15 protein-coding genes, 4 tRNA genes and 4 rRNA genes are annotated in these 24,734 nt (G+C 49.8%); 17 read left to right on the forward strand and 6 right to left on the reverse strand.

The window, feature by feature from the left end; genetic code table 11:
* Positions 1 to 51: 51 nt before the first annotated feature.
* The 4 genes from AC0KUT_RS05400 to AC0KUT_RS05415 all read left to right on the forward strand — a co-directional run bounded on the left by AC0KUT_RS05400 (position 52) and on the right by AC0KUT_RS05415 (position 5,006).
* A complete protein-coding gene (locus AC0KUT_RS05400; protein WP_488834156.1) occupies positions 52 to 348 on the forward strand; it encodes a copper chaperone PCu(A)C in 297 nt (98 codons plus the stop codon).
* 142 nt (positions 349 to 490) lie between these two features.
* On the forward strand, positions 491 to 1,141 hold the full coding sequence (locus AC0KUT_RS05405; RefSeq protein WP_488834158.1) for an SCO family protein: 651 nt from the start codon (positions 491 to 493) through the stop codon (positions 1,139 to 1,141).
* Between the two features lie 187 nt (positions 1,142 to 1,328).
* Positions 1,329 to 1,931, forward strand: a complete 603-nt coding sequence (locus AC0KUT_RS05410; RefSeq protein ID WP_488834160.1) for a Yip1 family protein — start codon at positions 1,329 to 1,331, stop codon at positions 1,929 to 1,931.
* A gap of 837 nt (positions 1,932 to 2,768) precedes the next feature.
* Positions 2,769 to 5,006, forward strand: coding sequence for an Ig-like domain-containing protein (locus tag AC0KUT_RS05415; RefSeq protein ID WP_488834162.1), 2,238 nt, complete (start codon positions 2,769 to 2,771; stop codon positions 5,004 to 5,006).
* A gap of 88 nt (positions 5,007 to 5,094) precedes the next feature.
* On the opposite strand, the gene hemL is transcribed toward AC0KUT_RS05415, so the two are convergent.
* The 4 genes from hemL to AC0KUT_RS05435 form a co-directional block, all read right to left on the reverse strand.
* Entirely contained in the window at positions 5,095 to 6,378 is a 1,284-nt protein-coding gene (gene hemL / locus AC0KUT_RS05420; protein WP_488834165.1) for a glutamate-1-semialdehyde 2,1-aminomutase, read from the reverse strand.
* A 174-nt stretch (positions 6,379 to 6,552) separates the two neighbouring features.
* The gene (gene thiE / locus AC0KUT_RS05425; protein ID WP_488834166.1) at positions 6,553 to 7,173 is read right to left on the reverse strand and encodes a thiamine phosphate synthase; all 621 of its coding nucleotides are present in this window, start codon (positions 7,171 to 7,173) and stop codon (positions 6,553 to 6,555) included.
* 4 nt (positions 7,174 to 7,177) lie between these two features.
* Entirely contained in the window at positions 7,178 to 7,600 is a 423-nt protein-coding gene (locus tag AC0KUT_RS05430) for a CopD family protein (RefSeq protein ID WP_488834168.1), read from the reverse strand.
* A gap of 23 nt (positions 7,601 to 7,623) precedes the next feature.
* Positions 7,624 to 9,465 carry a chloride channel protein gene (locus tag AC0KUT_RS05435; RefSeq protein WP_488834169.1) on the reverse strand — a complete coding sequence of 614 codons (1,842 nt, stop codon included), beginning with the start codon at positions 9,463 to 9,465 and terminating at the stop codon, positions 7,624 to 7,626.
* A 234-nt stretch (positions 9,466 to 9,699) separates the two neighbouring features.
* Here AC0KUT_RS05435 and argC point away from each other — a divergent pair, with 234 nt between their 5' ends.
* The 4 genes from argC (at position 9,700) to erpA (ending at position 12,518) form a co-directional block, all read left to right on the forward strand.
* On the forward strand, positions 9,700 to 10,746 hold the full coding sequence (argC, locus tag AC0KUT_RS05440; protein WP_488834170.1) for an N-acetyl-gamma-glutamyl-phosphate reductase: 1,047 nt from the start codon (positions 9,700 to 9,702) through the stop codon (positions 10,744 to 10,746).
* A gap of 142 nt (positions 10,747 to 10,888) precedes the next feature.
* Positions 10,889 to 11,650 (forward strand): DUF6776 family protein, encoded by a 762-nt coding sequence (locus AC0KUT_RS05445; RefSeq protein WP_488834171.1) that lies wholly within the window; start codon positions 10,889 to 10,891, stop codon positions 11,648 to 11,650.
* A 36-nt stretch (positions 11,651 to 11,686) separates the two neighbouring features.
* Positions 11,687 to 12,088, forward strand: coding sequence for a bactofilin family protein (locus tag AC0KUT_RS05450; protein WP_488834172.1), 402 nt, complete (start codon positions 11,687 to 11,689; stop codon positions 12,086 to 12,088).
* 76 nt (positions 12,089 to 12,164) lie between these two features.
* The gene (gene erpA / locus AC0KUT_RS05455; protein WP_488834174.1) at positions 12,165 to 12,518 is read left to right on the forward strand and encodes an iron-sulfur cluster insertion protein ErpA; all 354 of its coding nucleotides are present in this window, start codon (positions 12,165 to 12,167) and stop codon (positions 12,516 to 12,518) included.
* 30 nt (positions 12,519 to 12,548) lie between these two features.
* On the opposite strand, the gene AC0KUT_RS05460 is transcribed toward erpA, so the two are convergent.
* Complete coding sequence (locus AC0KUT_RS05460) at positions 12,549 to 13,676, reverse strand: anhydro-N-acetylmuramic acid kinase (protein ID WP_488834175.1); 1,128 nt, start codon at positions 13,674 to 13,676, stop codon at positions 12,549 to 12,551.
* Between the two features lie 9 nt (positions 13,677 to 13,685).
* Positions 13,686 to 15,113 (reverse strand): peptidoglycan DD-metalloendopeptidase family protein, encoded by a 1,428-nt coding sequence (locus AC0KUT_RS05465; RefSeq protein WP_488834176.1) that lies wholly within the window; start codon positions 15,111 to 15,113, stop codon positions 13,686 to 13,688.
* Between the two features lie 197 nt (positions 15,114 to 15,310).
* On the opposite strand from AC0KUT_RS05465, the gene tyrS reads away from it, so the two are divergent.
* The 9 genes from tyrS (at position 15,311) to AC0KUT_RS05510 (ending at position 24,668) form a co-directional block, all read left to right on the forward strand.
* A complete protein-coding gene (gene tyrS, locus AC0KUT_RS05470) occupies positions 15,311 to 16,618 on the forward strand; it encodes a tyrosine--tRNA ligase (RefSeq protein WP_488834177.1) in 1,308 nt (435 codons plus the stop codon).
* Positions 16,619 to 17,156: 538 nt separating this feature from the next.
* Positions 17,157 to 18,690: ribosomal RNA gene (locus AC0KUT_RS05475) — 16S ribosomal RNA — on the forward strand.
* Between the two features lie 144 nt (positions 18,691 to 18,834).
* Positions 18,835 to 18,911, forward strand: a tRNA-Ile gene (locus AC0KUT_RS05480).
* Between the two features lie 14 nt (positions 18,912 to 18,925).
* Positions 18,926 to 19,001, forward strand: a tRNA-Ala gene (locus tag AC0KUT_RS05485).
* A gap of 307 nt (positions 19,002 to 19,308) precedes the next feature.
* Positions 19,309 to 22,194, forward strand: a 23S ribosomal RNA gene (locus tag AC0KUT_RS05490).
* 174 nt (positions 22,195 to 22,368) lie between these two features.
* A 5S ribosomal RNA gene (gene rrf, locus AC0KUT_RS05495) occupies positions 22,369 to 22,484 on the forward strand.
* A gap of 339 nt (positions 22,485 to 22,823) precedes the next feature.
* A 16S ribosomal RNA gene (locus AC0KUT_RS05500) occupies positions 22,824 to 24,357 on the forward strand.
* Together the 16S, 23S and 5S rRNA genes with 4 tRNA genes alongside form the textbook arrangement of a ribosomal RNA operon.
* A gap of 144 nt (positions 24,358 to 24,501) precedes the next feature.
* A tRNA-Ile gene (locus AC0KUT_RS05505) sits at positions 24,502 to 24,578 on the forward strand.
* 14 nt (positions 24,579 to 24,592) lie between these two features.
* A tRNA-Ala gene (locus tag AC0KUT_RS05510) sits at positions 24,593 to 24,668 on the forward strand.
* Positions 24,669 to 24,734: the final 66 nt, after the last annotated feature.

The raw sequence follows: 24,734 nt of genomic DNA on the forward strand, positions 1-24,734 counted from the left end.
CAAGCAGTTATACATTTGGCCCCGCCGGGGGCGAAAGCATTGGCTGCCTATATGACGATTGATAATCACCAACTGCAGCCGATTATTATTACTGAGGTGAGTGCTGATTGTTGTGCTATGGCGATGTTTCATCGCACGCGCTATGAAAATCATCAGGCTTGGATGGAGCAGGTAGTGCCGCTGACTATTGCACCAGGTGAAACGTTGACATTAATACCGGGCAAAATGCACCTAATGTTGATGGGGCCAAAAGTTCCATTGATTGAAGGCGATAGTGTGTTGATTAGATTTAGCTTCAGTGCTGGCCAGCAGAGTGTGAGTGTGCCTGTTGTGCGTGCTGATGAGTGAGTAATAGCAGAATGATAAATAATGGCCGTCACTTGATAGCAATAATTACTCATGAGTAAAAAGAGTCAGCTTGAAAATAGGCAACCTGACAGTGGAAGAGTAGAGCGGCAATAGGGCGGGCATGAATAACTGAGAGGTATGCATGAATATAGGACGCGTTCACTTTGCGATCATGGTTATGATATGCCTTGGCGCTGGAGCTTATATGAGTGTGCGCCTATTTGCTGGGGCGCCCGACGCTGAATGGGTTCGATTCTTGCCGCAAGCCAAGCCACTCCAAAAGTTTTTGCTGCAGGATCAGCGGGAACATGAATTTACCCCTCAAAATCTCCAACAATATTGGAGTCTTATTTATTTTGGATTTAGTTCCTGCCCAGACTTATGCCCCATGGCGCTACAAAAAATGGCGCGTGTTAAGCGCCTGCTTGGTGACGCTAGCACTTTACAATTAATTTTTATTAGCCTTGACCCCGAACGCGATACGAATAGTGTACGCGCCACCTATGTTAATTTTTTTCACCCGCAACTTATTGGTCTGAGTGGCAGTAATCAAGAGCTTGCACAGGTGGCTGATTTTTTTGGCGCGGCTTATAGTCGTACATTTAAACGAGGGGATGATTATTTTAATGTGCCTGCTGGCTTTGCATTGCCAGACAATGCGGGTGACGATTATCAGGTTAACCATTCATCACGCATTTTTATTGTAAACCCAAAGGCGGAGTTGATTGGCTCATTTGAGCCACCCCATAATGTTGAAGCTATTGTCAGTGATATGCGCTTGTTAATGCACTAAATAAGGTAAAGTTTTTTTATATTAGACGTCGTAGTTATGGGGATTCACTTTTTGAGCCCCAATTGGTCTAATTCATCTGGGGTTAAGCGGCCTATAATTAATTTTGCAATGCATCTAAATGCTTAACAATAAACGTATCAGTACAATAAATTTTAGTATGGCTCTTGCAGCTTATCGGAGGCGTTATATGATTTCTCATGTGGCTGGACTCTTTACCCATCCCCACCAAGAGTGGGAAGAAATTCGCGATACGGAAGAAAGCGTTACGCATCTCTACTTAGCCCACGTATTGTTCCTAGCGCTTATACCTGCCGTTTCAATGTTTTTTGGTACCACGCGCATTGGTTGGACTATTGGACATGGGGCGCCGGTATTGCTGACACCTTCGAGCGCACTGCTGATGAGTGGACTTATGTACATTGCGCTGTTGTTGGGTGTTGGTGTAATGGGTGCGTTCATTCATTGGATGTCACGGGTTTATGATTCATCTCCTGGTTTAAGTCGTTGTATTGTTTTTGCCGCTTACACTGCTACGCCATTATTTTTTGCGGGGTTAACCGCGCTTTATCCTAACGTGGTGTTGGCTATGTTGGTCATCATAGCTGCGGTGTTTTACACGGTGTATTTACTTTATGCGGGCATTTCAATTTTCATGAAAATTCCTGAAGGCGAAGGTTTTGTCTATGCCAGTTCTGTATTAACCGTAGGTATGGTGATGTTAGTTGCGGTTATGGCGCTGACCGTATTAATTTGGAGTTTTGGATTTGGGCCTTCATATACTCTCGGTTAATCTAGGCCAGTGTGGTGGATGATGTAATAACGCCTGCGCAATCGTTTTGCAACCAATGGTTGTCACTTCAGCAGCGGTGTTTTCTGGCGGAGCGCTTACTTATCGCGCTTCGCCGTTGAGTTTTCATGAGCTTATCCTCTGGTTTCATGCCTATCCTTCTCTGTGGTTTTAGTGCGCAGCTTCCCATTTTTATTAGGTTGAATATTCTATTTCTGAAGAAAATCAAAAGCCTACTTATACATTCCCTTCTCCCCCTTATTAATAGCCCCATAAACGAGGCTCATTTCGTGTGAAATTTGCATTTCATCACATGTTGCGCTCCATATTGGTATGGCCACTTTACGATAATTCTTGTTCTGCTGAGAATGGCGCTGCATATGGTACACAAGACAATGTATGAGGGTGTTTTCAGCCTAGGTGCGGTGCTCGGTTTTATACCCAATTAAAACAACATATCAGGGCCCGCAAAGCAAAATATCGACAAGTCCTCTGCTATCTAAGCTGCCCGTTGGGTGAGAAAGTCAGAAACACTTATCGCCAACTAAGCTAGCCCAGAACTACACCTCTAAACATAAACCCGCTGTAGTAACCATTGCAGGGTTTTTTTATGGCCTGTGGAACTACTTTTACTTTTCTATAAACGAGAGCTAGTTAAAGCCTAAAGCTTGTGTGTGGTCACAAAACGATTCTTGAATTGGTATGGCCACTTGACGGCAATACTGTATTGGCCGAGACTGCTGCCTGAACGACACTAGGGCGGTGAAATAGCAGGAGATACTGCCTAGCTGTAGTGTGCGTTGTAGGCTTTCAAATAACCGATAACAATGGCGGCACCCTATGAATAAAAAACTTATCTTACTCATCTCTGCGATGGGTTTGGCGACGACTCAGCTCGCGCAGGCAGAGGAATACCCCTTTGCCTTGCCCTCAACCGTGACAGCAACTTTTAGCATCAACACCTCGGCGCAGGAGATTTACAACAACAAGCAGCTGGGCACTAATATTTTTGGCTATAGCTCTGCCGTAGAGCAGGCTTTAATCAATCACTACAGCCCAATAACGGTTCGTTTTCCACACGGCTTGTGGGCCAACTGGTATGACTGGAGAACAGACGGCACGCGCGTGTTTGGAGAAGATAGTTTCGAGTACATGCATGCAAGTGGTAAGTTGCGCAGCGTAGAACTTGATTTCTTATCGAATATTAAGCAGATGGATAGCTCAAATAAAAAAATTGGTATTGAAGGTTTAACCTTTTTAAATCTTAAGAAAAAGGATGCGACCGGCGCTGGTTTTGACATGTTGTGGACTTTTAACATGAGCGCAGACGGCACCAATTTTAATAATGGCAGCCCCGAAACTGTCGCGCGTTATAAAGATTTAGTGGGGCGCGGTTTTGAAGTCAAAGATATTGAATTGGGTAACGAGAATTTCTATCCAGGTCAACGCAGCTCCATTATTCCAAATGCTAGTGATTACATTGCGCGCGCTAAATCCATGTCGGCAGCTTTGAAAGCTAAAGACCCGACTATTCGCGTATCTGTACCTCTGTTGCGCAGAGGTAGTGCAGTTAACCCTAATTGGAATAAAGACTTAACCAAAGACTTGTCTTATTTTGATGCGGTGACTGTGCATACCTACGTTGGTTCTGACCCAGACGATGCCAACAGTCCCGCAGGTGCTTATGGCACAGCCTTAACGGCGCGCTATTACTTGGCAGCTTCAGTGAATGATTACTCACAAAAAGTAGCGCCCAACAAGCCAGTTTGGCTGAGCGAGTGGGGCGTTAAATCTGGTGGCCCAAATGCGGTGTCAGTCTTGGGTATGGCGGACGCTTATATTTTCATGAGCGAAAATCAAAAAATTTATGACCGAGCCAACTGGTTCAGTGTGAATGGCCAGTTAAATTCCTTTTTAGTCTGGGAGGAGTACAAAAGCCCAAGTGGCGCTATGCGGCCGCGTATTAAATATCCTTTAGAGAAAACTGCTGTTGGTTCTAGCTACGAAATTATTCGCAGCGTATTTGAAGACAGCACACTCCTAGGTAGCAGTATGAACAGCCCAGACTTAATGGCGGGTGTGGATGCGGTCAGTGCGCGTGCAGTGGTAAAAGATGGCAAGACTATTGTGTTTGTATTGAACCTAACCGATAAAGCCGTGCCATTTTCCGTGAAGTTGGATGGTTCAGTTTACGGCGGGTCTTTTACCCACAAAGCTATGTCATTTAATTCGATGGGTGCCGAGCGAGTGTTGCCACTTAATGCCGACCCCTTAACAACGATTAAGGATGGTGCTGGGCAAATTACCCTTCCCAAACTTTCAATGAGCACCATTGTATTGAAGGATGTGGATGTACAAAATTTTACTGTTGCAGTGACTGCACCTAATGACAAAAGCACATTCACCCTAGGTCAAGCTATTGAGTTGGCAGCTAAGGTGAGCAGCCGTTATAACGATGTGGTGCAAGTGAACTTCCGTATAAACGGTGGATTTTTGAAGCAAACCAATAGCGCACCTTACACAGTTGAATGGGTTCCAGCAGCGGCTGGTCAATACACTATAGATACCATTGCCATTACCCGTGACGGAAAGCGCTTAACCTCTGAGGGTATCACAGTAAATATCAAGGCGGCGGCTGTTGCATCTTCCAGTAAGGCAGCCTCAAGTTTGGCGGCGTCTAGCAAAGCGGTATCCAGTAAAGCTGCATCTAGTTTGGTCGCTTCTAGCAAAGTAGCCTCTAGTCAGGTTGCATCGAGTAAGGCGGCATCATCAGCGCCTAGTATTCCGAGTGGTTGTGCAAACTATATTGATGTGGTTTGGGGGCAACGTACTGAGGTGAGCCTAACGCCATCGACTTGTCTGCGTTTCAATCGCAACCTCGCGGGCGGCACACTGCAGTTTTGGGATAGTGACACTCACTCCTGCGACTTCCGCGGTGCGGTTACCTCGGTGAATAGTTCGGGCAGTGCCGCTATAGATAGCAATTATGTGGCGGCGACTAATTTTTCTGGCAGCACTTTAAGTTTCACCAATAGTGTGGGAAATAATTGCGCTTACCTTAAGCTGCGTGTTTATTAATAGGTAACCTTTGTTGAGAGTCTACTCTCGTGCTTTGCGCCACAAACTTAACTCGTTTGTGGCGCTTTTTTTGCATGAATCGACTCTATTATTTCAGTGTTGCAAAGACTTCTGCCGCTGCCTTTAGGGTATTGGCAATATCATCTTCTGTGTGCGCGGCTGACATAAAACCCGCCTCGTAAGATGCCGGTGCTAAATAAATACCGCGCTCCAGCATGCCGTGAAAGAATTTATTGAAACGCGGAATATCGCAGGCCATCACTTGTTTAAAGTTGGTGATTTTGGGCTCGCTGGTAAAAAAGAAACCGAACATGCTGCCCACATGATTGGTGGTGAAGGGAATGCCCGCTTCGTCGGCTAATTTTTGTAAGCCTTCCACCAATTGATTGGTGCGCGCAATTAAGTTGGGGTACACCTCGGGTTGCTCTAATAGCTCTAGGGTTTTTAAACCGGCGGCCATAGCCACAGGGTTTCCAGAAAGCGTTCCGGCTTGGTACACGGGGCCTGAAGGCGCGATCATTTGCATCACATCGCGGCGACCACCAAAGGCACCTACGGGCATGCCGCCGCCAATCACTTTACCCAAGGTAATAATATCGGCCTTAACATTGTAGTGACCCTGTGCGCCTTTATGGCCAACGCGGAAACCGGTCATCACCTCATCAAAAATTAACAGGCTTCCCGCTGCATCACACACCTCGCGCAGCGCTTCCAAAAAGCCGGGTATTGGCGGTACGCAATTCATATTGCCTACCACTGGCTCCACAATAATGCAGGCCACGCTGTGGCCCTGGTAGGCGAAAAATTCGCGCAGTTGGTCGATGTTGTTGTAATCCAGGGTGATGGTGTGATCGGCCAACACCGCAGGCACGCCCGGCGAGCTGGGTACGCCTAGAGTGAGTGCGCCGGAGCCGGCTTTAATCAGCAGCGAATCCGAGTGACCGTGGTAGCAGCCTTCAAATTTCACAATGTTGTCGCGCTGTGTAAACGCACGCGCTAAACGAATGGCGCTCATGGTTGCCTCGGTGCCCGAGCTCACAAAGCGCACCATATCCATATTGGGAATTAAGTTGCAGAGCTTTTCTGCCAAGGTGGTTTCGCGCTCGGTGGGCGCACCAAAACTCAAACCGTGTTTGGCGGTTTCTATCACGGTATTGATGACGTCTGGGTGCGCGTGACCGAGCACCATTGGGCCCCAGGATTGAACGTAATCTATGTAGCGTTTGCCATCGGCGTCCCAAGCATAGGCACCGGCGGCCTTTTCAAAAAATATCGGCGTACCGCCCACTGCCTTAAAAGCGCGCACGGGGGAGTTAACACCACCGGGTATGGTTTTTTGAGCTTGAGCAAAAAGTTCTTCGGAGCGAGTCATTGGGTTTCCTTAAATAATAAAATAGATGTGTAAATTGATCCGTAGGTTGGCGGTGAGGAACGAACCCCAACATGCCCATCGCATCAACTTGAGTAAAAGCCTAAGTGGATATTCATTAGGCTTTTGGTTTGCGCTGCAAGATTGGCGTGTTGGGGTTCGTTCCTCACCGCCAACCTACAATTCGATAAATTTTCTGGCCTGTGCGGTTATGTCTTCCGCAGCAAACAAATCATTACAGACCGCCAAATAATCCGCCCCCGCTGCAATTATTTCCCCAGCGTTTTCCAATGTTATCCCGCCAATCACTGCAATAGGCACATCGCCAATGATTTTGCGTGCCTCGCCAATTAACTCGATGGAGGCAGGGCGGGCGTCCGGTTTGGTGGCGGAGGGAAAGAAGCGGCCGAAGGCGACGTAGTTGGCGGTGTCTTTGATTGCTTGTTGAGCGAGCGCGATAGAGTCGTGACAGGTGACGCCTATGATGGCGCTGCTGCCAAGAATTAAGCGAGCGGCCAGTGCACTCGTGTCGCCTTGGCCAAGGTGTACGCCCTGGGCGCCAATTTGCTGGGCGAGTGCGACATCATCGTTAATGATCAGCTGCGCTTGGTGTTGTTGGCAGAGGTTAAGCAGGGTTTTTGCGTCGCTCATCCGGCGTGCTTGGTCGGTGGATTTATCGCGATATTGCACCAACTTACAGCCGCCTTTAAGCGCAGCTAAAACGCCTTCGAATAATTTTTCGTCGGGCATAAGTTGGGTGTCGGTAATGGCGTAGAGCTGTGGCATAGTTTTTTTCATTAATTTAAAAAGGCCTTACGACGACGAGTATAACTATCCCAATCAAGAGCACTACCGGAAATTCATTAAACCAGCGGAAGTAGACATGGCCTTTGGTGTTTTTGTCATCGCGGAATTGTTTGAAATGGTAGATGCAGACGTGGTGATAAATGGTCACTAGCGCCACTAAGGCGAGCTTGCACCAGTACCAGCCTTGAGTGGAATAGTAGCTCCAGCCTAGCCAGCTCATCCAGCCGCCGAGAATAAACACGGCGATCATGGAGGGGTTGGCGATACCGCGCAGGAGTTTGCGCTCCATGATTTTAAAGCGCTCGCGGCTGATGCTGTCCTCGCTCATGGCGTGGTATACGAATAGGCGCGGCAAATAGAACAGCGCGGCAAACCAGGTGATAACGGCGATGATGTGAAAGGCTTTGATCCAGAGCATGGTGATTCCGATTGGCGGGTTGCTTAGACCCGGTAGTAGTTGTCGATTTTGGTGCGGCTGATAATGCCCAGCGGTCGCTGGTCGTCGCTGAGGGATTCTACCCAAAGTGCGTCCACTTGTGCGCTATTCATCAGTTGCAGTGCTTCAAACAAGTTGGCGTCGGCGCTGATGTGCACTAAATCAAAGCGGCGCGCGGGTATTTCTAGCAGGTTGATGACTGTGTCTGCGGTTTGAAGGTCGTCGGTTTTATTGTCTGGTACATCGGTTTTTGATGAAGGTATGCAGGCGGCGAGATCTGCCGGTTGCAGCAGTTGATTGGCCTCGCTCAGAAAGATCCAGCGCGGGCGCTTGCTGAGGAGTTTACTGGCGTCAGCTTGACTAATAAGGTTGTTACTGTAGACGAGGTGGCGATCCATAATGCTGCGGATACCGGTGCGGCTTAGGGCTTGGGCAACTATGTCGCTACTTTCCAGTTTGCCGCGCAATCGCTGCTTGCCTTGGATTATCAGCAGGGTTTGAAATAAGCCTTCGCACTTGAATGCCCAGCGTGTCATAAGGCAGGCGGCAATGACCACTAGCATGCTCGGGAAAATTATATTGGGGTTATAGGTGAGCTCCAAAATCGCCATCATGGCGGCGAGCGGTGCGTTAAGTGTCGCGCCCATCATGGCGCCCATACCAAGGATTACGTAAAAGCCTATGGCGCTGGCTGAGTGGGGCATGATGGTTTGTGCGGCCACGCCGAGCGCGCCGCCCACGCAGGCACCTATAAACAGTAGTGGCCCCACAACCCCGCCGGGCATGCCCAAACCAAGGCTACAGCCAGTGGCGAGCAATTTGGTGATGGCGATAAACAGCAGTAACCCTAAACCAATTTCACCCGCTATAGCGCTGGCGATAGTGTCGTAACCTACGCCCATGATTTGTGGGGTGAGCAGGGCGCAGAGCCCTGTGATTAAGCCTGCTGCTGCAAAGCGCAGGGCGATGGGAACTTTTAAGCTGTAGCGACAGCTAAGACTTTGCAGGCGAATATAGCCCGCAGCAAATACCGCTACTACCACGCCTACGAGGGCCATGATTGGCAGCTCTAACCAATTGCCCACAACGGCTTGTGCATCCATAAAGGCGATCTCGGGGCCGAAGGCGATGCGAGTAATGCCGGCACCTGTTACGGCGGCGAGGGTGACGGGAATAAAGCCTGCGATGGTGTATTCCATCATCACCACTTCCATCGCGAAAATAACTCCCGCTAAGGGTGTGTTAAAGCAGGCGGCTATGGCCGCTGCTACACCGCAACCTGCAAGAGGGCGCAGGCTGTTGTTGGGTAGGCGCAACCACTGGCCGAGCAAGCTACCGCTCGCGGCGCCCATGTGTGCAGAGGGGCCTTCACGGCCAACAGATTGCCCGGTCAACAGGCATGCAGCCCCACCTACAAACTGGTTGATGACATTCCCCAAGGGCATGCGCCCTTGGTGGTTTTCAAGTCGGTCTATGACATGGCTGATACCGGTGGCGTGGTGGCGCTTGTCGATAAAATGCATCGCTAGGCCGAGCAGGCTTGCGCCAATAAATGGCAGCCAAAAGTGAGTGTTACGGCTAATAGCCTCAAAAGATTCAAAATCATGGGGCAGCAATAAGTCGAGGGGGATCTCTACCACCCAGCGAAACAACACTATGATCAGCCCCGACATAATGCCAGTGATAAGGCCGAGCAGCGTCAGTTGCGGCAGGGCTTCAACTTGCGCTAGTTGGTCGCGCCAATGTTCTGCCTGCTGCTGCGCATAGTGGCGCAGACGCCCGAGTAAACGCGCAGATTTAGGGCTTATTGCACTCAGTGGGGGAAGTGGATTGCGCATCTCGCTCATATTAGGGGCAGCTTTTCCTTTCGGTTTATGAATAAGGCTTTTATGATAGCGGCCTTTCGCAGCGGTTTTGGTGGGCTTAGCTCACTAGAAGCTTATGTGCGTATCCTTCATTCGTTGCTAAGCCTTTAGCTTGGCGATGCAATAATGATGCAGGATTTGAATTATGCATGTTGGTTGTGGTTGCCCACCATACCCAGCCAGCCTAGATGAAGCAATTAGCAAAGGGGAATAGACGTGATTAGAGCAGGCATTGTAGGTGGTACAGGTTATACCGGCGTTGAGTTATTGCGCCTTCTGTCTAAGCATCCACAGGTTGAAGTGGCGGTCATTACGTCGCGCGCTGAAGCGGGCGTCAAGGTGGCTGAGCTTTATCCCAGCCTGCGCGGCCACATTGATTTGGCATTTACTGAACCCGATGTAGCGCTTTTAGGTGAGTTGGATGTCGTCTTTTTTGCCACGCCTCATGGCGTAGCGCAAAACATGATGCCCGCCTTGATGAAAACCCAAACCCGTATTATCGATTTGTCGGCAGATTTTAGAATTCGCGACATCGCGCTCTGGGAGAAATGGTACGGCCAAACTCACGGTGCCCCCGAGCTGGTGCCTCAAGCAGTATACGGTTTGCCCGAAACCAATCGCGCCGCAATTCGCACGGCAAAATTAATCGCTTGCCCAGGATGTTACCCCACGGCAACGCAATTGGGGTTGTTGCCTTTAATCGAAAACAACCTCGTTGACCCTGCGCGTCTGATTGCAAATGCCGCCAGCGGTGCGAGTGGTGCCGGTCGTCAGGGTAAGATCGACAATTTACTTACCGAAATCAGCGACAGCTTTAAAGCTTATGGCGTCGCTGGCCACAGACACTTGCCGGAAATTGAGCAAGGCTTGCGCGACCGTCAAGCGGCAGGCGTTACACCTGCGTCGCTCACCTTTGTGCCGCATTTACTGCCCATTATTCGCGGCATTCATGCGACGCTCTATGCGACCTTATTGGATGTGAATGCGCCGCTAAACCTGCAGGCGCTGTACGAACAACGTTATGCCAACGAGCCATTTGTGGATGTGTTGCCAGCAGGTGACATTCCGCAAACACGTACAGTAAAAGGCTCAAATGTTTGTCGCATCTCGGTTTTCCAACCGCAGGCGCGCGATACTGTCGTGGTACTGTCGGTGATTGATAACCTCACTAAAGGTGCGTCAGGTCAGGCGATTCAAAACATGAATATCATGTTTGGTTTTGATGAAACCGCTGGTTTGGATGTAGTGGCGCTGCTCCCTTAATTCGTGTAGGCGCCTAGCGGTGCGCTAGGCTTTTACAATTTTAAGGTGCAGGGAGGCTTTAACACTTTGGGCTGTTCAACGCTTGGCTTTCAGGCGGCTGTGCAGCCATAACCCTAATAACAATCAACAATAAGATGGCTATATGGAAAAGGTTAAAGTTAAAGGTTCTCCCCAGTACCGCATGATTGTGGTGCCCCATCGCCCCCTACGCAAGCTCGCTATTTATACTTTATTGATTGCACTTGCCGCCGCCGCTGTAGCGGGCAGCTACTTTTTTGCGTTGCATCAAGCAGCGCAAATCATGCTGAGCCCCGATCAGGCGACACAGTTGCGCGCTGAAATGGCGCAAGCTAAAGCGCAAGCAGAAGAGTTGCGTCAGCAGGTCGCCAAATATGAAGTCACGCTTCAGGTTGATCGCGAAGCGAGCAAAGATATTCGTGAGCAGGCACTGGCACAGCGACAAAAAATAGATGCTTTAAAGCGCGATGTTGCCGTCTACCGGATGATGACCTCCAAAAACAACAACAACCCTATGGGTATTGGCTTTGGGGTTTTCTCGGTGACGGCAGATGAGGCAAGTGCTACCTATAAGCTCAAACTCAGCGTGCAAAAACTAGCGGAGGGCGACAAGGAGTTTTCCGGACAGCTGGAGTTTAATATTGTGGGCACGCGCGCGGGTAAAGAGGAAAAAATCCCCTTACAGCAAGTGGCAGTAACGGAAGGTGATGCGCCTGCGCTGGCTGAAAAAATTCCACTGCAGTTCAAGTTTTTTCAACAGATTGAAACCAGCTTGCATTTACCTGACGACTTTAGCCCCCTGCGCGTGGAGTTGCGCATTGCGACTAAGGCTAAGCCCAATGTCACTGTCATTGACGGGCAGCTGTCTTGGCCCGAGACCAAATAATTCACCCTTAGCTTACATTTGTGGCAGGAGTTCACTATGGCATTTTCAAACAATAATACGCTTATTTCGCGCGCAACTAAGATCGTGGGCGATGTTCATTTCACCGGTGAGCTTTATGTGGCGGGTAAGGTAACAGGGAATATTTTTGCCGAAGAGGGCAAAGATGCAAAAGTGGTGATTGAGGATACGGGCATAGTTGAGGGCGAAATCCGCGCGCCTGTGATCGTCGTTAACGGCAAAATATTCGGTAACATACACTCCGCCAAGCATTTAGAGTTGGCTGCCAAGGGTGTTGTGAATGGCGTGGTGCACTATGAATCTATTGAAATGGTGAAAGGTGCGCAAGTGAACGGCAATATGATTGGCAACAAAGCTCCGGATTTAGCAGTGGTCGCCAGTGCGACAGGTATCAACTCAAAGGCGAATGTCGAAGGCTAATAGTTGACTGTTTTACTTGGGTAAAGAGATAATGAGGACGCCTGCAGTTGCAGGCGTCTGCGTTTTTGGAGTAAGTATGTCTACCGCTGAAGTTTATATCCCCCAAGTTGTACTGGTTAGCGATAGCGCTATTGCCAAGGTAAAGAGTCTGGTTGAAGAGGAAGGCAATGCGGATTTGAAGCTGCGTGTTTATGTTACTGGCGGCGGTTGCTCCGGCTTTCAGTATGGGTTCACCTTCGATGAGGCGGTTGCTGAAGATGATTCAGTGGTGGAGCGTGAAGGGGTAAAAGTTGTTGTAGACGCCATGAGCTATCCCTATCTCGTAGGTGCCAAGGTGGATTATGAAGAGGGTTTGCAGGGTTCTAAGTTTGTGATTCAAAACCCCAATGCTGCCAGCACCTGTGGTTGTGGCTCTTCCTTCTCGATGTAATATTTCTTTATAATCAGTGAGTTGTATTCATCATCCGGCGTAATAAACGCCGCCGAGTATCACTTCTTTTGCCGCGCCTGTCACTGCGGCTAAATTGCCGGGTTGACGCGCCAGCGTTTGCTGCGCCAACCACGCAAAAGCCATTGCCTCAATCCATTCTGGTGCTATTCCCAAGCTGGCCGTTGACGCAAGCGTCGCGCGGTTTAGGCACTGTTCAAGTCGCAACATTAACGCTTGGTTGTAAGCGCCCCCGCCACAAACTAAAACCTCTTTAGGTTCGGTGCTCAAACCGTTGATTGCCTGAGCGATAGATTGCGCGCTGAGTTCCAGTAAGCTGGCTTGGACATCTGCAGGTGCAAGGCTGCGCTCTAATAGCATTAGGTTTTCGTGTAACCATTCTGCATTAAATGCTTCTCTCCCCGTACTTTTGGGGGCCTGTTGTGCGAAAAATGGATGTTGCAGCATTGTTTTGACAAGCGCCGAATCTGAATTTCCGCTCTTTGCCCAGTCGCCCTGCTTGTCATATCCAAGCCCAAGGTGGGTTTGAATCCAGCTATCCATGAGCACATTGCCCGGACCAGTATCAAAGCCCAAGGCAATCCCTTCTTTTGGGAGCCAAGTAATGTTAGCCATGCCACCAATATTCACAATGACGCGATTTACTTGAGGTTGGGCGAAGATGGCGCGATGAAATGCAGGCACTAGCGGTGCCCCTTGACCACCTGCGGCCATGTCGCGCCGGCGAAAATCTGCGACTGTGGTGATACCGGTTTGCTGAGCAATGATATTGGGGTCGCCAATTTGTAGGCTAAAGTGGCGCTGGGTATCTAGGCTTGTGCCTGGTGGTCTATGGCGAATGGTTTGGCCGTGACTGCCGATGGCGATAATATTTTGAGGTGGCATGGCTGTGGATGCGAGCAGCTCCTGTGTAGCCTGAGCAAAAAGCTCCCCTAGCTCTACATCAAGCGCGCCCATACGTTCAATTTCGTTGTCACCGGGGAGGCAGAGCGCATGAATTCTGGTGCGCAGATCAGTAGATAGCTTAAGGCTGTGCTGTGCGAGGAGTTTTGGCTGTTGTGACAGATCAACAAGAACTGCATCTATTGCATCGGCACTGGTGCCTGACATCAGGCCGATGTAATAGGATGTGTTGGACATCGAGGACTGCTAGTTGCTTTTTGTGCCGCTTTTAGCCAAGGCTAAGCGAGTATTTGAATTAAATTGATCAAGTTTGGCGATTAATGGCTTGGTGCTACTCATAAACGCAGCCATTTCTGTTTTATCTACGCCCATTGCTTTTGGCAGGGGCACGGTAACAGGGTTGCGTACCTGACCATTCATATGAAATTCGTAGTGGAGGTGAGGACCAGAGGCCAAGCCGGTCATGCCAACATAACCAATAATATCGCCTTGGCTAACGCGGCTGCCGCTCCTCATGCCTTTCGCAAAGGCATTCATATGCCCATAGAGTGTTTCATAGCCTTGTCCGTGGTTAATCACAACGCAATTACCGTAACCGCCGCGCCGCCCTGCAAAGGCAATCTTGCCAGAGCCGGTAGCGCGAATGGGGGTACCTTTTTTGGCTGCATAGTCGGTGCCCTTATGGGCGCGAATGATATGAAGTACGGGGTGTTTGCGGCTCAGGCTAAAATGTGAGCTGATGCGTGCAAATTCGATGGGGGTGCGTAAGAATGCTTTGTGCATGCCGCGCCCGTCTGGGGTGTAGTAGCGGCCTACGCCATCTTTATCCATATAGCGAACGGCTTGGAAGGTCTTGCCGCCGTTGGTGAATTCTGCTGCGAGTATCTTGCCGGTACCGATTTTTTTGCCGTCAAGATGCTGCTCTTCGTACATGACTTTAAAGGTGTCGCCTTTGTGAATGTCGAGAGCGAAATCTATGTCCCAACCAAAAATATTGGCCAGCTCCATGGTGAGCGAACCGGATATACCGGCGCGTTTGGCTGCCATATATAGTGAGCTGTCGATAGTGGCTTCGCGAAATGCGGTTTTAATATCGGGCTCTAAGGAAATCTCCTTGCTGTTAAAGCCTTTTGATGTGCGCGCAAATTCCACACTATCAAGTTTGCTAATGACGTAGGTCAGGCCTTGCAGTTTATTATTCTCAACTAGAAAAGATATTTTTTGTCCGGGGCGAATATTGCGAAGATCTTTGGCGTCTTTCGCATCGCTAAATAATTCATAGATGTCGCGATCATTTAACCCTGCTCGTTTGAAAATGAGCGACAGGTTATCGCCAGATTGCACGGTAAAGTCTTTCCACAGGGATTTTGGTTCTTGGGTTTCTTGAGAGCGAGTCGTTTGTGGCTTGCTAGTTGCGGTGGTGACACCTGGTATCGCGGCTATGGGGTTCTGATTCTCGCTGCCGCTTGGCTGTAATCCTGGAATAGATAATGGCTCAATGATTTGAGCGCTTTCGCCTACATCAGTATTAGCAATTTGCTTGGAGTCAGTGCCTACATAAGATGCGATCACTAGGCCTGCGGCCAGTGAACCTATAGCGATCAAATGACCGCGTGGCAGATTCTCTAATACAGCAGACTGCACGAATTGGTAATAATTTTTTATGGATCCCATAGGGAGATATGCCCGACTTATATATATGTGTTCCAACAGCCAGTATTTATAGCAGAAAAAAGTGCCATTAACACCCCAAAATTCACTCGACTGTCATATGTTGGCCTTTTTGCCTTGTATTTGAGACAAGATCCGGTATCTTTGCGGCCTTTTTATTACTTATCGACATAATTTTAAAATGGCTTAGTTGGTGCTTTATGACGTCTATTGACACAGATTTCCTACAAGAGTTGCAAGATCGCGGATTAATAGCGCAGATGACGGGCGGTGAGACGTTGGCCGAGCATCTCAATTCTGGTAGTCGTACTCTTTATTGTGGATTTGATCCAACTGCGGATAGCTTGCATATAGGAAGTTTGGTGCCGCTATTAATGCTTAAGCGTTTTCAGTTGGCAGGCCATAAACCAATTGCTTTGGTGGGTGGCGCGACGGGCTTAATCGGTGATCCAAGCTTTAAGGCTCAGGAGCGTAAGCTAAATACCTCGGATGTGGTGGCTAACTGGGTTGAAAAGTTGAGGGCTCAGGTCAGTCAGTTTATTGATTTCGATTGCGGGCCGCTATCGGCTGAGGTGGTTAACAATCTCGACTGGGTTGGCAATATGGATGTACTCAGCTTCCTGCGCGATGTGGGTAAGCACTTCTCTATCAACAATATGATTAACAAGGAGTCAGTGAAGCAGCGTATTGAGCGAGAGGGCGAGGGAATCTCTTTCACCGAGTTCACCTATATGCTGCTGCAGTCCTATGACTTTGCTGAGCTGTATGCGCGCAATGGCTGTAGCTTGCAGATTGGCGGTAGTGATCAGTGGGGTAATATTACTGGCGGTATCGAGTTAGCGCGACGCAGTAAAGGCGGTCATGTTTTTGGTCTCACCATGCCTTTAGTGACTAAGTCCGACGGCACCAAGTTTGGTAAAACAGAGACGGGGACCGTTTGGCTTGATGCCAATAAGACATCGCCCTATGCTTTCTATCAATTCTGGCTAAATACGTCTGATGCGGATGCCTACAAATTTTTAGGTTATTTTACCTTCTTGAGCGTTGATCGCATCAAGCAAATCGAAGCTGAAGATGCTGCTTGTCAAGGTAAGCCCGAAGCGCAGCGCATATTGGCAGAAGAGGTGACTCGCCTTGTTCATGGTGATGCGGGGTTATCTGCGGCACAGAGAATTACCGAGGCTTTATTTAGTGATGAGCTGGCGGGCTTAAGTCAAAACGACTTCGGGCAGCTGAGTCAAGATGGTTTGCCCTCATCATCCCTGACGTTAGCTGATGTAAAAGAGCTTCCGCTCACGCAAATATTGGCTGATGTGGGGATGGCGGCATCTGGTAAGCAAATAAAGGATGCTTTGGTGCGCAGTGCAGTGTTTATCAACGGCGTTGCCAAATCTATGGATGACAACATGAAGGCGGTGGAGTGTTTTGCGGCTGAAAATGCTTTTCATGGCTGTTATTTTTTGGTCAAGCTCGGCAAAAAGAAGTATCACTTGTTCAGTGCGGTCTGATTTTTAGGCGCCCTGTTTGTTCGCTGTACTGATTGGCATTTAAAGCTAAAAATCTTACGAAAAAGCTTGCTAGAAGGAGGGGGTGGCCCTATAGTTCGCGCCCTCGCCGAGCAGGTGGATCGAAAGATCTGGGTTTGGTGAGAAAGCTGTAAAAACTGAATGAAATTAAGTGTTTACAGGCAGAAAAAAATACGTATAATGCGCGCCTCGCCTAAGGGTGAGGGGTGAGTCAGAAGAGAAAGGTAGCTGTGGTTATCGGCCTATAATGACTCACCGGCAAGCCGAAAAGAATCGAAGATTCTGCTTGCCAAGGGGAAGGAATGCTGTAGAATGCGCCTCCCACGGTTCGAGCCAAGCGCTCACCGGTTCTTTAACAGCTAGATCAAGCAATGCGTGTGGGCACTTGCGGAGGTGATTGGTGAGAACCAATTATCAGATGTAGTGCTCGCAAACAAACAGTAATGTAAATTTGAGAGTCAGCATCTGAGCAAAGTTTTAGTTGTCTAATAGGTTCGCCTAGAAGATAACAAATGATTTTAAACTGAAGAGTTTGATCATGGCTCAGATTGAACGCTGGCGGCAGGCCTAACACATGCAAGTCGAGCGCGAAAGGTTTTCGGACTGAGTAAAGCGGCGGACGGGTGAGTAACGCGTGGGAATCTGCCCAGTAGTGGGGGACAACAGTCGGAAACGACTGCTAATACCGCATACGCCCTACGGGGGAAAGGGGGGGATCTTCGGACCTCTCGCTATTGGATGAGCCCGCGTCGGATTAGCTAGTTGGTGGGGTAAAGGCCTACCAAGGCTACGATCCGTAACTGGTCTGAGAGGATGATCAGTCACACTGGAACTGAGACACGGTCCAGACTCCTACGGGAGGCAGCAGTGGGGAATATTGGACAATGGGCGCAAGCCTGATCCAGCCATGCCGCGTGTGTGAAGAAGGCCTTAGGGTTGTAAAGCACTTTCAGTGGGGAGAAAGGTGGTTCACTTAATACGTGAATCAATTGATGTTACCCACAGAAGAAGCACCGGCTAACTTCGTGCCAGCAGCCGCGGTAATACGAGGGGTGCAAGCGTTAATCGGAATTACTGGGCGTAAAGCGTACGTAGGTGGTTTGTTAAGCTAGCTGTGAAATCCCCGGGCTCAACCTGGGAATTGCAGTTAGAACTGGCAAGCTAGAGTAGGGTAGAGGGGTGTGGAATTCCAGGTGTAGCGGTGAAATGCGTAGATATCTGGAGGAACATCAGTGGCGAAGGCGACACCCTGGACTCATACTGACACTGAGGTACGAAAGCGTGGGGAGCAAACAGGATTAGATACCCTGGTAGTCCACGCCGTAAACGATGTCTACTAGCCGTTGGGAGCCTTGAGCTCTTAGTGGCGCAGCTAACGCACTAAGTAGACCGCCTGGGGAGTACGGTCGCAAGATTAAAACTCAAATGAATTGACGGGGGCCCGCACAAGCGGTGGAGCATGTGGTTTAATTCGACGCAACGCGAAGAACCTTACCAGGTCTTGACATCTAGAGAACTTTCCAGAGATGGATTGGTGCCTTCGGGAACTCTAAGACAGGTGCTGCATGGCTGTCGTCAGCTCGTGTCGTGAGATGTTGGGTTAAGTCCCGTAACGAGCGCAACCCTTGCCCTTAGTTGCCAGCGAGTAATGTCGGGAACTCTAAGGGGACTGCCGGTGACAAACCGGAGGAAGGTGGGGATGACGTCAAGTCATCATGGCCCTTACGACCTGGGCTACACACGTGCTACAATGGGGCGTACAAAGGGTTGCCAAGCCGCGAGGTGGAGCTAATCCCATAAAACGTCTCGTAGTCCGGATTGGAGTCTGCAACTCGACTCCATGAAGTCGGAATCGCTAGTAATCGTAAATCAGAACGTTACGGTGAATACGTTCCCGGGCCTTGTACACACCGCCCGTCACACCATGGGAGTGGGTTGCACCAGAAGTAGCTAGTCTAACCGCAAGGGGGACGGTTACCACGGTGTGATTCATGACTGGGGTGAAGTCGTAACAAGGTAGCCCTAGGGGAACCTGGGGCTGGATCACCTCCTTAAACGATTCGCCAACATCTCTGTAAGTGCTCACACGCATTGCTTGATCAACTGGAATAGCAGTGAAAACATCTGCAAGCTACAAGCCATAAGCTACAAGCGGAGCTCAAGCAACCTTGAGGCTAAACTTGTCGCTTACTGATTATAGGCCTGTAGCTCAGCTGGTTAGAGCGCACCCCTGATAAGGGTGAGGTCGGCAGTTCAAGTCTGCCCAGGCCTACCAATCTCTACAAACACGGGGTTATAGCTCAGCTGGGAGAGCGCCTGCCTTGCACGCAGGAGGTCTGCGGTTCGATCCCGCATAGCTCCACCAATTTCACTGTTATTTAGAAGAAGTCAGTCAACTGATTTTTTTCTTTTTTTGGACTCTTTGGTCCGCACTTCGAAAGAAGAATGCACTAAAGGTCTGAGGCAAAAAAAGAAAAGAAAGAACTTAGTTGACTGGTTTTTACGCCAGATGCTCTTTAACAAGGTGGAATGTAAAGTTAATAATTGCTGATTTATGGATGTCTTGTGTATCTCTACACAAAAGTCCGGCGAATCATACTCATGAGATTTATTCTTTTATCGGGGATAAATCGAACTAAGTGTTAATCGTAAAGCAGTCGCTTGTGTTATATGGTCAAGCGACTAAGCGCACACGGTGGATGCCTAGGCAGTTGGAGGCGATGAAGGACGTAGGAGCCTGCGAAAAGGTTAGGGGAGCTGGCAAACACGCTTTGATCCTAACATGTCCGAATGGGGAAACCCACTTACCGTAAGGTAGGTATCGCATAGTGAATACATAGCTATGCGAAGCGAACCCGGGGAACTGAAACATCTAAGTACCCGGAGGAAAAGAAATCAACCGAGATTCCCTTAGTAGCGGCGAGCGAAAGGGGAGCAGCCCTTAAGCTTATTTGGTTTTAGTGGAACGCTCTGGAAAGTGCGGCGATACAGGGTGATAGCCCCGTACACGAAAAGGCCTTATAAGTGAAATCGAGTAGGACGGGACACGTGATATCCTGTTTGAACATGGGGGGACCATCCTCCAAGGCTAAATACTCCCAACTGACCGATAGTGAACCAGTACCGTGAGGGAAAGGCGAAAAGAACCCCTGTGAGGGGAGTGAAATAGATCCTGAAACCGTGTGCGTACAAGCAGTAGGAGCAGACTTGTTCTGTGACTGCGTACCTTTTGTATAATGGGTCAGCGACTTATTGTCAGTGGCAAGGTTAACCGTATAGGGGAGCCGTAGCGAAAGCGAGTCTTAATAGGGCGTCTAGTCGCTGGCAATAGACCCGAAACCCGGCGATCTATCCATGGGCAGGATGAAGGTTAGGTAACACTGACTGGAGGTCCGAACCCACTAATGTTGAAAAATTAGGGGATGACTTGTGGATAGGGGTGAAAGGCTAATCAAGCCGGGAGATAGCTGGTTCTCCCCGAAAACTATTTAGGTAGTGCGTCATGTCTCACCCGCGGGGGTAGAGCACTGTTTGGGCTAGGGGGTCATCCCGACTTACCAACCCCATGCAAACTACGAATACCGCGGAGTGCAATCATGGCAGACAGACAGCGGGTGCTAACGTCCGTTGTCAAGAGGGCAACAACCCAGACCGCCAGCTAAGGTCCCAAATGCTAGTTAAGTGGGAAACGATGTGGGAAGGCTTAGACAGCTAGGAGGTTGGCTTAGAAGCAGCCACCCTTTAAAGAAAGCGTAATAGCTCACTAGTCGAGTCGGCCTGCGCGGAAGATGTAACGGGGCTAAAACTAGCAACCGAAGCTGCGGATGCACTTTGTGCATGGTAGGGGAGCGTTCTGTAAGCCGTTGAAGGTGAGTTGAGAAGCTTGCTGGAGGTATCAGAAGTGCGAATGCTGACATGAGTAACGATAAGGGGAGTGAAAAACTCCCCCGCCGGAAGATCAAGGTTTCCTGTCCAACGTTAATCGGGACAGGGTTAGTCGGCCCCTAAGGCGAGGCGGAAACGCGTAGTCGATGGAAAACAGGTTAATATTCCTGTACCGCTTTTTACTGCGATGGGGGGACGGAGAAGGCTAGAGCAGCACGGCGTTGGTTGTCCGTGTTTAAGGTCGTAGGCTGGGTGCTTAGGTAAATCCGGGCGCCTAAGGCTGAGAACTGATGACGAGTGTTCCTCGGAACATGAAGTGCTTGATGCCATGCTTCCAAGAAAAGCCTCTAAGCTTCAGGTAAAAAGAGACCGTACTCCAAACCGACACAGGTGATCAGGTAGAGAATACCAAGGCGCTTGAGAGAACTCGGGTGAAGGAACTAGGCAAAATGGCACCGTAACTTCGGGAGAAGGTGCACCGCCTTTGGTGATGGGATTTACTCCCTAAGCTGAGGGCGGTCGAAGATACCAGGCCCCTGCAACTGTTTATTAAAAACACAGCACTCTGCAAACACGTAAGTGGACGTATAGGGTGTGACGCCTGCCCGGTGCCGGAAGGTTAATTGATGGGGTTAGCGTAAGCGAAGCTCTTGATCGAAGCCCCGGTAAACGGCGGCCGTAACTATAACGGTCCTAAGGTAGCGAAATTCCTTGTCGGGTAAGTTCCGACCTGCACGAATGGCGTAATGATGGGGGCGCTGTCTCCACCCGAGACTCAGTGAAATTGAAATCGCGGTTAAGATGCCGTGTACCCGCGGCTAGACGGAAAGACCCCGTGAACCTTTACTATAGCTTTGCACTGAACTTTGAATCTATCTGTGTAGGATAGGTGGGAGGCTTTGAAGTCATGACGCTAGTCTTGATGGAGCCGTCCTTGAAATACCACCCTGGTATATTTGAGGTTCTAACGCCGGCCCCTTATCGGGGTTGCGGACAGTGTATGGTGGGTAGTTTGACTGGGGCGGTCTCCTCCCAAAGAGTAACGGAGGAGCACGAAGGTGTGCTAATCATGGTCGGAAATCATGAGGTTAGTGTAAAGGCAAAAGCACGCTTGACTGCGAGACAGACATGTCGAGCAGGTACGAAAGTAGGTCTTAGTGATCCGGTGGTTCTGTATGGAAGGGCCATCGCTCAACGGATAAAAGGTACTCCGGGGATAACAGGCTGATACCGCCCAAGAGTTCACATCGACGGCGGTGTTTGGCACCTCGATGTCGGCTCATCACATCCTGGGGCTGAAGCCGGTCCCAAGGGTATGGCTGTTCGCCATTTAAAGTGGTACGCGAGCTGGGTTTAGAACGTCGTGAGACAGTTCGGTCCCTATCTGCCGTGGGCGTTGGAGATTTGAGAAGAGTTGTTCCTAGTACGAGAGGACCGGAATGAACGAACCTCTGGTGTTCGGGTTGTCATGCCAATGGCACTGCCCGGTAGCTATGTTCGGACGGGATAACCGCTGAAAGCATCTAAGCGGGAAGCCTCCTTCAAGATGAGATCTCCCTGGGACTTTAAGTCCCCTAAAGAGCCGTTGAAGACTACGACGTTGATAGGTTGGGTGTGGAAGCGCAGCGATGCGTTGAGCTAACCAATACTAATTGCTCGTGCGGCTTGACCATATAACAGAATCGACTGTTTACGGTTAAAGGTTTGCCGGACTTTGTGTCCAGATAACACAGGCATTCATACAGCAAGTACCACCCATATTAACTTTACATGCCACCACCCTATTTGTGTCAATCGAGGCCGATGTTCATACAACATCCTAAGACCTCCGAACACATACAGAATTGCTTGACGACCATAGCGAGTTGGAACCACCTGATCCCATACCGAACTCAGAAGTGAAACGACTTAGCGCCGATGGTAGTGTGGGGTTTCCCCATGTGAGAGTAGGTCATCGTCAAGCTCTTAAACTCTAAAGCCCCATCAGCGACTGCTGGTGGGGCTTTTCTATTAGTGTAACCCTATGATTTTGATCAAGGGTGGCAGCAAAAAGAATCGAAGATTCTGCTTGCCAAGGGGAAGGAATGCTGTAGAATGCGCCTCCCACGGTTCGAGCCAAGCGCTCACCGGTTCTTTAACAGCTAGATCAAGCAATGCGTGTGGGCACTTGCGGAGGTGATTGGTGAGAACCAATTATCAGATGTAGTGCTCGCAAACAAACAGTAATGTAAATTTGAGAGTCAGCATCTGAGCAAAGTTTTAGTTGTCTAATAGGTTCGCCTAGAAGATAACAAATGATTTTAAACTGAAGAGTTTGATCATGGCTCAGATTGAACGCTGGCGGCAGGCCTAACACATGCAAGTCGAGCGCGAAAGGTTTTCGGACTGAGTAAAGCGGCGGACGGGTGAGTAACGCGTGGGAATCTGCCCAGTAGTGGGGGACAACAGTCGGAAACGACTGCTAATACCGCATACGCCCTACGGGGGAAAGGGGGGGATCTTCGGACCTCTCGCTATTGGATGAGCCCGCGTCGGATTAGCTAGTTGGTGGGGTAAAGGCCTACCAAGGCTACGATCCGTAACTGGTCTGAGAGGATGATCAGTCACACTGGAACTGAGACACGGTCCAGACTCCTACGGGAGGCAGCAGTGGGGAATATTGGACAATGGGCGCAAGCCTGATCCAGCCATGCCGCGTGTGTGAAGAAGGCCTTAGGGTTGTAAAGCACTTTCAGTGGGGAGAAAGGTGGTTCACTTAATACGTGAATCAATTGATGTTACCCACAGAAGAAGCACCGGCTAACTTCGTGCCAGCAGCCGCGGTAATACGAGGGGTGCAAGCGTTAATCGGAATTACTGGGCGTAAAGCGTACGTAGGTGGTTTGTTAAGCTAGCTGTGAAATCCCCGGGCTCAACCTGGGAATTGCAGTTAGAACTGGCAAGCTAGAGTAGGGTAGAGGGGTGTGGAATTCCAGGTGTAGCGGTGAAATGCGTAGATATCTGGAGGAACATCAGTGGCGAAGGCGACACCCTGGACTCATACTGACACTGAGGTACGAAAGCGTGGGGAGCAAACAGGATTAGATACCCTGGTAGTCCACGCCGTAAACGATGTCTACTAGCCGTTGGGAGCCTTGAGCTCTTAGTGGCGCAGCTAACGCACTAAGTAGACCGCCTGGGGAGTACGGTCGCAAGATTAAAACTCAAATGAATTGACGGGGGCCCGCACAAGCGGTGGAGCATGTGGTTTAATTCGACGCAACGCGAAGAACCTTACCAGGTCTTGACATCTAGAGAACTTTCCAGAGATGGATTGGTGCCTTCGGGAACTCTAAGACAGGTGCTGCATGGCTGTCGTCAGCTCGTGTCGTGAGATGTTGGGTTAAGTCCCGTAACGAGCGCAACCCTTGCCCTTAGTTGCCAGCGAGTAATGTCGGGAACTCTAAGGGGACTGCCGGTGACAAACCGGAGGAAGGTGGGGATGACGTCAAGTCATCATGGCCCTTACGACCTGGGCTACACACGTGCTACAATGGGGCGTACAAAGGGTTGCCAAGCCGCGAGGTGGAGCTAATCCCATAAAACGTCTCGTAGTCCGGATTGGAGTCTGCAACTCGACTCCATGAAGTCGGAATCGCTAGTAATCGTAAATCAGAACGTTACGGTGAATACGTTCCCGGGCCTTGTACACACCGCCCGTCACACCATGGGAGTGGGTTGCACCAGAAGTAGCTAGTCTAACCGCAAGGGGGACGGTTACCACGGTGTGATTCATGACTGGGGTGAAGTCGTAACAAGGTAGCCCTAGGGGAACCTGGGGCTGGATCACCTCCTTAAACGATTCGCCAACATCTCTGTAAGTGCTCACACGCATTGCTTGATCAACTGGAATAGCAGTGAAAACATCTGCAAGCTACAAGCCATAAGCTACAAGCGGAGCTCAAGCAACCTTGAGGCTAAACTTGTCGCTTACTGATTATAGGCCTGTAGCTCAGCTGGTTAGAGCGCACCCCTGATAAGGGTGAGGTCGGCAGTTCAAGTCTGCCCAGGCCTACCAATCTCTACAAACACGGGGTTATAGCTCAGCTGGGAGAGCGCCTGCCTTGCACGCAGGAGGTCTGCGGTTCGATCCCGCATAGCTCCACCAATTTCACTGTTATTTAGAAGAAGTCAGTCAACTGATTTTTTTCTTTTTTTGGACTCTTTGGTCCGC

This window comes from Cellvibrio sp. 25HG11W-0 (assembly GCF_057815475.1).

Excerpts from the sequence above, each read along its gene's own strand:
- AC0KUT_RS05400 (WP_488834156.1), top strand. The coding sequence starts at position 52 with ATGACGATTGATAATCACCAACTGCAGCCGATTATTATTACTGAGGTG.
- AC0KUT_RS05405 (WP_488834158.1), top strand. The coding sequence starts at position 491 with ATGAATATAGGACGCGTTCACTTTGCGATCATGGTTATGATATGCCTT.
- AC0KUT_RS05410 (WP_488834160.1), top strand. The coding sequence starts at position 1,329 with ATGATTTCTCATGTGGCTGGACTCTTTACCCATCCCCACCAAGAGTGG.
- AC0KUT_RS05415 (WP_488834162.1), top strand. The coding sequence starts at position 2,769 with ATGAATAAAAAACTTATCTTACTCATCTCTGCGATGGGTTTGGCGACG.
- hemL (WP_488834165.1), bottom strand. The coding sequence starts at position 6,378 with ATGACTCGCTCCGAAGAACTTTTTGCTCAAGCTCAAAAAACCATACCC.
- thiE (WP_488834166.1), bottom strand. The coding sequence starts at position 7,173 with ATGAAAAAAACTATGCCACAGCTCTACGCCATTACCGACACCCAACTT.
- AC0KUT_RS05430 (WP_488834168.1), bottom strand. The coding sequence starts at position 7,600 with ATGCTCTGGATCAAAGCCTTTCACATCATCGCCGTTATCACCTGGTTT.
- AC0KUT_RS05435 (WP_488834169.1), bottom strand. The coding sequence starts at position 9,465 with ATGAGCGAGATGCGCAATCCACTTCCCCCACTGAGTGCAATAAGCCCT.
- AC0KUT_RS05445 (WP_488834171.1), top strand. The coding sequence starts at position 10,889 with ATGGAAAAGGTTAAAGTTAAAGGTTCTCCCCAGTACCGCATGATTGTG.
- AC0KUT_RS05450 (WP_488834172.1), top strand. The coding sequence starts at position 11,687 with ATGGCATTTTCAAACAATAATACGCTTATTTCGCGCGCAACTAAGATC.
- erpA (WP_488834174.1), top strand. The coding sequence starts at position 12,165 with ATGTCTACCGCTGAAGTTTATATCCCCCAAGTTGTACTGGTTAGCGAT.
- AC0KUT_RS05460 (WP_488834175.1), bottom strand. The coding sequence starts at position 13,676 with ATGTCCAACACATCCTATTACATCGGCCTGATGTCAGGCACCAGTGCC.
- AC0KUT_RS05465 (WP_488834176.1), bottom strand. The coding sequence starts at position 15,113 with ATGGGATCCATAAAAAATTATTACCAATTCGTGCAGTCTGCTGTATTA.
- tyrS (WP_488834177.1), top strand. The coding sequence starts at position 15,311 with ATGACGTCTATTGACACAGATTTCCTACAAGAGTTGCAAGATCGCGGA.